This is a genomic window from aff. Roholtiella sp. LEGE 12411 (assembly GCF_015206995.1).
Classification (GTDB): Bacteria; Cyanobacteriota; Cyanobacteriia; order Cyanobacteriales; family Nostocaceae; genus Komarekiella.
On sequence record NZ_JADEXR010000238.1, the window covers coordinates 1 to 6,161 of the forward strand.

The following is a 6,161-nucleotide window of genomic DNA, read 5'->3' on the forward strand; positions in this document are numbered from 1 at the left end:
ATTTGTTTAAGAGATTAAACAACACAGGATTTGAGGTAGATATTTCTACTTTCTCTAAAGCAAATTTACATCGAAGCCAAAAACCATTTCAAGAAATTTACCAAAAATTAAATGAATTAGTACAGAATAAAATTCAAAAAAAATTACACAATAAATATGCGATTTGTCCAATATATTCAACAATTATCACTCTCACCAGTAAGTTGTTATGGATACTAGGACACCATCAAGTAAAACTTTTTAGTTCCCTAAATATAGCTACTGGAAGTCCATCAGATAACTTCATCAATTTTATTAGTTAATCATTATTGCTGACAACCTCACATGAGCAAAATTAGTGCAATTATCACTGAGGGAATTATTGCCTTTGTCGCCACCAATATTGACGACATTATTATACTATTGCTATTTTTTTCCCAGCTAAATACTCAATTTCGTCGTCGGCATATTTTCGTTGGTCAGTATCTTGGTTTCACTGCCATCATTATTGCCAGTTTACCAGGATTTTTTAGTGGTTTAATAGTACCAAGAGCCTGGATAGGTTTGTTGGGCATACTACCAATAGCAATTGGAATCAAGCAATTACTAAATCAAGATACAGAGAGTATAGAAGTTCAGACTGTTACTACTAATTTTAAGTCATCTACTACCAACAACCCCATACTATCTTTTATTTTGAGTGTTCTGAGTCCCCAAACTTATAAAGTTGCAGCAGTCACTTTTGCAAACGGTGGCGATAATATCGGCATCTATATTCCTTTATTTGCTGGGAACAGCTTGGACAGTTTGCTAGTGATTTTCATAGTGTTTTTTATCATGGTAGGGGTTTGGTGTACTGTTGCTTATCTCTTAGCTCGTCAAGCTACAATTGCCCATATTTTAAGTCGCTATGGTAAAACTGTTGTGCCATTTATATTGATTGGTCTGGGTTTGTACATCATGTATGAAAGGGGCACATTTACTTTATTACCTTGGGTAAAATAATAAAAAATCCATACTCCTGTCCTTAACCGGGGTTTTGTAAATGCGGCCTTGTTTGGCTGAAACTCAAAGACTCGTTATAACGCAGTTGTGCAGAACGTTTCGTGCAACTGCAACTTTTCAGCGACGGCTAAAAAATTTCCATAAAATACTAAAACTTGATCGGTTTAACGTATTTTAAGATTAAAAATAGTAAAAGTCTATCTTTGTGTGGAATGATACGAAACTTCAATATAAATTGATACTAAGATTTAAAGTCTTTTATTCGATAAACTGAGTTCCAGCCTATATCTAGAGTTCAGTGGTAAATTTAATAGCAGTATTTCAAAAGACTAGATTAATTTCGGCGCAATACCGTATTTGATATGGCATTAGAAAAAGTTAACGACAAAAATCAACAAACAGCAGCATCTTCGCAAAAACCACAATCTCTCATAGAGTTTGTGCAAAAACTGTTAATTATCTATTGGCGTTCTCTGGTGCTACTGTTCGTTGGAATATATCTCCCACTCCAAATTTTTGGACTGCTTGCATTAGAGGTACAGCAAAAGGAGGGTAGTTTTCCTTGGGATTTGCCGATTTTGGTGACGATTCACTCTCTAGCACAGCCGCAGTTAGATGTATTCGCCACAATCTTGACCAAACTAGGTTCGTTTTGGACTTTATTACCCATAGTGAGCATAATCGCACTCATTTTACTACTGCAACGTCGCTGGCGATCGCTCACTTATTTACTGATTACTACTGCTGGTAGTGCAATTATTAACCGCACAGCAAAGGAATTTTGGCACAGAGTACGTCCTCATCTATGGGACTCAGTTGCACCAGAATTTGATTATTCATTCCCCAGTGGTCATGCGATGACAAGTATGACCTTGATTGCCATTTTGGTAGTCTTGACTTGGGGTAGTACCTGGCGCTGGTTAGTATTAATTTTGGGTGGCTTGTTTATCTTAGCTATTGGCTGGACACGGCTATATTTGGGAGTTCATTTTCCTAGTGACATTATCGCAGGTTGGATGGTAGCGATCGCTTGGGCAATTGGCGTGAATTTGATTATTAAACCTGATTCAGGGTCGGCAAATATTATTAGTGAAAAGCCAGTGAGTGAAACGAAATTACTCTCTGAAGAACAGGAATTTTTTAATTCGTAAGCATACACTTTATTACTACAAAAGGTGTGAATAAAATTGTGATTAAAAATAATAGTGCGGTTAATTTACCTGCACTATTTGTAAATTTAATTTGTTTCATATTGAGTAAGATAATTACTACTGGAGTTTAGACTAGTACAGCACGGCGGAAATAAACCAAGTATTAAATAGCCAACACTTTACCCTTGTATGTCCACTTAAAAGGTTTAGCCATTGTTTTATTAAAATATTCGATAAATTCGATAATTCGAGTTTTAAGGTCATCCTGTAATCTAATTATCCATTGTCCCACAATAATAGTCGGTTAACTTACGCCAAGCTGTACTAGTCTAAACTCCAGTCATAAAAAAGTCCTGCATTCAAACTATCTGCACCTGCAAATCGTAATTATTTATCAACTTCGGCAGAATTTGTACTTTTCAAAATTCGTGGGTCATTTGCTGTATAACTAACAAAGGCGTAGATATTCTTCGCTAGCTGCAAATTTAAAACTGCTTCGATTCCTGTAGTGCAAACCTTACCAATATTTTCGTAAGTAGCTACCGGAACAGCAAAATTATATGCAATTAAATCCGATGCCGAAGTTTTAACCTTTTCCCAGACCAGAAAAGAGATAAAAAATGCTTATAATGGAAAGTCTTAACAAGGTTTTTTGGACTTTTGACCTTTGACTCTGGACAACCTCAACGAAAAAAATATGACACTTGCGTAAGTCCTGAGATGATTTTAATTTTTGTGATTATTTTGACTGATTTTTTTAATGCAAGTGAGATAAGCTTTAGTAGTTACAGGGAAATAGCTTTAGTTATCATCGCCTTTAAAAGCTAAATTATGCACTTACCACCCATGATCTTCAATCAACTTTAGTATGGAGTGGCAATGTAATATGGCTATGTATGAAAATTAAATTTCATTTGGAAAGTTAGTCATTGATAAATTGCAGTGATAAATATCACTGTTCTACATAAAAAAGTAATTTCATTAAGTACGCTCCTAAATACTTAGAGGTATTTTGGCATTTTGGCACAATAGTACACGGTATTAACGATAGTCTATTAAAAATAGACATGGTAATTTTATCTGAGTTGTGAACGTTATTTTTTTAACTGTAGACGCACACTCTTCCGAATAAGCAAGCTACATGAGGCACTTTATAGTCCTTGCATCTTTGAGATGAAAAGTTGCTCCATGTTCGCTGAAGATGTTTACGTGTTCCTATATGGAGGAGGTTGACTCCAATAAAAGGTAGGATCTAACAGCAAAAAATAGTTTTTTGTATTAATTTAAATCAAGGTAATAAAGATGATTATGATTAAAAAAAATGTTTGGCAAATTAGTTAGCATCATCATAAATATTTTTTACAACACAATTAATTATAAATTTTAAAAAGTAGTTTTCTTCAATTCTTCGATAGAAAGTCGCATTTTTTGCAGAGATTTTTATTAGCTAAGATTAAGGATAAAAATGATAAAGGAACGAAAAATTGTATATAGAGTCAGCCAGTCACTAAGTAAAATTCCAAATAAGTATTTTTGCTCATTGCATGATATAATTAGGTTCTTAAGTCTATAAAAATTGGCAAGTAATGCCAGCAAACATTTACCAACTAAGGTCTTATTATTCCAGTCCCAGCTTGAATTGTGGCGTATATTATTAGCTTTATACTACTCTAAGTAAGATGTTCTCTAGGCATCTACATACTTCAACCTTTATTTGATTCAAATGCTTGAGTTAAAGCAATGTCAACACTGATAGAAAATTTTAATTAAAAAATGGGATAACTAGGGTAAAAACGATTTTTCCAATTTCATTGCTGATAGTTAACTAGTACTAATTTCCTTGTTCTAGTTGACAGTATGAACAAATTAGAAATTATTTGAAGTTTAGTTACCAAGTTGATCATGGAACATATTTCTCAACTGACAGCCAAAATCAGAGAGAAAACTGCATACCCGGACATCCTAGTCATATCCCGTATATTTCTACCGCAAGAAGCTGTAATTGGGGAATATATATATAATCGATGTCTTCAAGACCCGGAACGAGTGATTGTGCTGGCAGCTGGTTGCTTAGGAGATAAAGTATTTGATCAAACTCAACAGTTTCCCGTATATCGCTGGACTTACCCGAAATATTGGCGTAGTGGTTTTGTGGGAAATATCCTGAAGTCTTTCTTCAATATGGTCTGGTCATTTGTGCTAGCAATTAAACTCTATTTTCGCTATCACTACCGCTATATTGAGTGGGGTCACGGCTATGAGTTTCCTTCGCTGTTGTTATTGAGCTACTTACTGCCTATTCGGTTTTTTATCTACCTGCACGGTAATGATATTCTTTGTGCTTTACGCAACCCCATACTGCGATCGCTATTTAAATTGACACTTCATAGAGCTGAAGGGATTGTTTGTAACAGTTCCTACACACAAGATTACCTCAGAACTACTTTCCGATTAAATACCCCTACCCACGTAATTAACCCAGTAATTAGACCAGAAAAATTTGGCACTGAAGCGAGTCCAAGTCGTCTTGATGATTTACGTGCTCGCGTGCGTCAGGCTCATAACATTCCACAAACAGCAATAGTGATTCTTTCAGTTGGCAGCCTGGTAAAGCATAAAAACTTCGACCGAATAATCGATAACATACCATTGCTGCTGACTATTGGGGTGGATGTCCACTATATACTCTGCGGACAAGGGCCTTGTGAGTCGGAACTGCAATCTCAGGCGAATCGCTTGCGTGTAGACAAACGGGTGCATTTTGCTGGACATACACCAAATCGTGAATTAGCTGGCTACTATGCAGCCTGTGACATATTTGCAATGCTGATGTTGGATACAAAAGCTAACAATATAGAGGGTTTTGGTATCGTTTCCTTAGAAGCGAGTTACTTCGGTAAGCCTATAATTGCCTCTCGTTTAGGTGGTGTCCTAGATGCAGTTCAGCATGAAGAGAATGGCATATTGGTTAATCCCAATTCTGGCTATGAAGTTTTTCAAGCTTTTAATCGGTTGTGCCAAGATCAGCAGCTGCGCGAACAACTTGGACGCAAAGGTAAAGAATTAGCCAAGCGCAAAACTGCTCATAAATGTCTATATAAATTTGAACAGAGGTGAGCCAAGTGAACGCCGCTATCTAATACATTATTAAGAGTATAGCGACAGCTTACCATGTCCTTGAAATGCCGATTATAGGCGGCGTCCCCCTGGGATTTAGAAGGTTAGACGGTAAAGGAATTCATCGGTGGGCTTGCCTTTGACGAACTCTGCGTTCTGATTGACTTTGTGCAACTCGAACCCAAGCTTCTCGACCACTTTACGAGAGGCTAGATTGTGCTCGTTCACGGATGCGTGTAGCGCCAATAAGCCAAAGCGCCGTTGAACTTCAGCGATCGCTAGAGAGCAGTAAACGGGAGCATAACCTTGTTTCTGAAAGCCAACAAATGTCATAAAGCCAATTTCGGCGTATTGGTCATCAAAAATACCTATCTCGACAACACCTACAGGTTGCTGTTGGGGGATCATGGCGGCCCATTTGAGCCAGATCATGGTGTCATTATCGGGCGATTTTTCTAGTGCGGCAAACTTGAACTTTTGCTTAACCTCCATCAAGGTTGGGATTTGGTCTTCCAGATATTCGTACAGATGCGGATCGCTCATATAGGAGTACAGTAGATCGGCGTGCTGTTCTGTAACCTTTTCTAAGCGCAAGATCCCCGCATTTGTTACCATAATTTTTCTGATTTTTCTTTTAGCTTGACTTTATCTAGTTCGCAGTTTATTGAATTAGCCACCGCCGACAATAGTTACTACTTCTAAGCGATCGCCTGGCTGCACTTTTGTTTGCAGCCAAAACTGGCGGTGTAAAATTTCACCGTTATACTCCACCGCCACCAAGCGAGGATTAAAACCTAACTGTTGGAGTAATTCAGGTAAAAAAGTTTGAGACAAGCAGGTATGGTTTTCTCCATTTACTTGAAGAGTAATTTCATTAGACATAAGTTATTTGGGGGATGGGGCATGGGG

The 6,161-nt window shown here is 37.2% G+C and carries 5 protein-coding genes and 2 pseudogenes; 4 read left to right on the forward strand and 3 right to left on the reverse strand.

The annotated features are described in order from the left end of the window. From IQ246_RS28380 to IQ246_RS28390, 3 genes and pseudogenes are all read left to right on the forward strand, one after another. Nucleotides 1-293 (forward strand): annotated as a pseudogene (locus tag IQ246_RS28380) (IS4 family transposase); the annotation flags it as partial. Nucleotides 294-324: 31 nt separating this feature from the next. Continuing rightward, on the forward strand, nucleotides 325-984 hold the full coding sequence (locus IQ246_RS28385; RefSeq protein ID WP_194006625.1) for a cadmium resistance transporter: 660 nt from the start codon (nucleotides 325-327) through the stop codon (nucleotides 982-984). A 362-nt stretch (nucleotides 985-1,346) separates the two neighbouring features. Next, nucleotides 1,347-2,135, forward strand: coding sequence for a phosphatase PAP2 family protein (locus IQ246_RS28390; protein WP_194006626.1), 789 nt, complete (start codon nucleotides 1,347-1,349; stop codon nucleotides 2,133-2,135). A gap of 390 nt (nucleotides 2,136-2,525) precedes the next feature. Here IQ246_RS28390 and IQ246_RS31405 read toward each other — a convergent pair. Beyond that, nucleotides 2,526-2,711 (reverse strand): annotated as a pseudogene (locus IQ246_RS31405) (hypothetical protein); the annotation flags it as partial. Nucleotides 2,712-4,037: 1,326 nt separating this feature from the next. Here IQ246_RS31405 and IQ246_RS28395 point away from each other — a divergent pair. Beyond that, nucleotides 4,038-5,252 (forward strand): glycosyltransferase family 4 protein, encoded by a 1,215-nt coding sequence (locus IQ246_RS28395; RefSeq protein ID WP_194006627.1) that lies wholly within the window; start codon nucleotides 4,038-4,040, stop codon nucleotides 5,250-5,252. Between the two features lie 96 nt (nucleotides 5,253-5,348). Here IQ246_RS28395 and IQ246_RS28400 read toward each other — a convergent pair whose 3' ends face one another. Together IQ246_RS28400 and thiS are read right to left on the reverse strand one after the other, a co-directional pair. Next, complete coding sequence (locus IQ246_RS28400; RefSeq protein ID WP_194006628.1) at nucleotides 5,349-5,867, reverse strand: GNAT family N-acetyltransferase; 519 nt, start codon at nucleotides 5,865-5,867, stop codon at nucleotides 5,349-5,351. Between the two features lie 54 nt (nucleotides 5,868-5,921). Further along, a complete protein-coding gene (gene thiS, locus IQ246_RS28405) occupies nucleotides 5,922-6,134 on the reverse strand; it encodes a sulfur carrier protein ThiS (protein WP_194006629.1) in 213 nt (70 codons plus the stop codon). Nucleotides 6,135-6,161: the final 27 nt, after the last annotated feature.

What these genes read in the sequence shown, in the direction of transcription:
- IQ246_RS28385 (WP_194006625.1), top strand. Translation starts at nt 325, where the DNA reads ATGAGCAAAATTAGTGCAATTATCACTGAGGGAATTATTGCCTTTGTC.
- thiS (WP_194006629.1), bottom strand. Translation starts at nt 6,134, where the DNA reads ATGTCTAATGAAATTACTCTTCAAGTAAATGGAGAAAACCATACCTGC.
- IQ246_RS28390 (WP_194006626.1), top strand. Translation starts at nt 1,347, where the DNA reads ATGGCATTAGAAAAAGTTAACGACAAAAATCAACAAACAGCAGCATCT.
- IQ246_RS28400 (WP_194006628.1), bottom strand. Translation starts at nt 5,867, where the DNA reads ATGGTAACAAATGCGGGGATCTTGCGCTTAGAAAAGGTTACAGAACAG.
- IQ246_RS28395 (WP_194006627.1), top strand. Translation starts at nt 4,038, where the DNA reads ATGGAACATATTTCTCAACTGACAGCCAAAATCAGAGAGAAAACTGCA.